This is a genomic window from Mesorhizobium sp. M4A.F.Ca.ET.090.04.2.1, from assembly GCF_003999085.1.
Taxonomy (GTDB): domain Bacteria; phylum Pseudomonadota; class Alphaproteobacteria; order Rhizobiales; family Rhizobiaceae; genus Mesorhizobium.
In genome coordinates, this window is the sequence record NZ_RZOT01000859.1 from 1 (window position 1) to 1304 (window position 1304).

Consider the following 1304-nt stretch of genomic DNA (forward strand, 5'->3'; position numbering starts at 1 on the left):
CCCATGGCCTTGGCGACATCGGCTGCCGTCGCCGTGCCGGCTTCAGCCATGGTGCGGGTAAGGGCCGCGGTCTGTTTTTGCGACGCCGCCGAGCGGCGGGCAAGTTGAATACGGGCCTGATAACCGCGCGCCTGGGCGTAGTTCGAGGCGACATCGCCGATCATTGTGAGCAGCGTCGAGCGCAGCTCTTCCTCTGACGCATCCAGCCCGTAGCGGGCCGCCTCGACGCTTCTGCGGTTAGCACCGAACAGGTCCAGTTCCCAACTGGCGTCGAAACCGGATTGATATTCGCTGTAGACACTGTCCGAACCCGAGGTGGTCACGGCTGACTTGTTGCGCGTTGCCGATCCCGAGCTGTCCACGGACGGGAACAGGCTCGCCGCGCTCTGGCGATAGCTGGCGCGGGCCTCGCGTATCCTGGCCTTGGCGGTGGCGACGTCGAGATTGCCGGCAACCGCTTCCTCTACGAGCGCGTCGAGCTCCGGGTCGCTCAGCCGCTGCCACCATTTCGACAATTGTGCCGGCTTTGCCGGCGAAGCCTTCTTCTGGCTGCTCCAGGCCGCCGGCATCGGCAGAAGCGGCTTCTGATAGTCCGGGCCGACGACGCACCCGGCGAGCGTGGTCGCCGCCAGCATGACGACGCTCAGCCTAACCCAACTCGTCATACGCGTTACCTCAAATTCGATTGATCTTTGCCGGGCGCGAACAGTGCGCTCTGGCGGGATGGTCGAGCTGCAGGATCCAATCGGGGTCGCCTGGCGATCAGGCGTTCCCGGTTAGGCTTTCGGGCGAGACGGTAGGCTTTGCGGCTTCGGGCCCCTCGGCCAGCAGCTTGCTCAAATGGCGGGCGAGGAAGCGCTGGATGTCGTCCATGAAGGTGTAGACGACGGGCACGTAGACGAGGCTGAGCACGGTCGAGGAGAGGAGCCCGCCGATCACCGCGATCGCCATCGGCGCGCGCGTCTCGGCGTCGGCGCCGATGCCGAGCGCGATCGGCAGCATGCCGGCGCCCATGGCGATCGAGGTCATGACGATCGGTCGGGCGCGCTTGCGGGCGGCGTCGAGCAGCGCCTCGAAGCGGCCGAGGCCACGCTCCTTCTCGGCGACCAGCGCATATTCGACGAGCAGGATCGAGTTCTTCGCCGCGATGCCCATCAGCATCAGAAGGCCGATCAGCGGCGTGACGCCAAGCGCGTTGCCGGTGAGGAGCAGCAGGCCGAGCGCGCCGCCGACCGAGAGCGGCAGCGCGACCAGGATGGTCACCGGCTGGACGAAGCTGCGGAACAGGAGGACCAGCGTCAGAT

General features: G+C 66.6%; 2 protein-coding genes. Both read right to left on the reverse strand.

All coding sequences use genetic code 11. The annotated features are described in order from the left end of the window. Positions 1–665, reverse strand: a 665-nt coding sequence (locus EN781_RS32650) for a TolC family protein (protein ID WP_189347975.1), incomplete at its 3' end; no start/stop codon positions are given. Between the two features lie 97 nt (positions 666–762). Continuing rightward, a partial coding sequence (locus EN781_RS32655; protein WP_245492712.1) for an efflux RND transporter permease subunit occupies positions 763–1304 on the reverse strand: 542 nt, incomplete at its 5' end.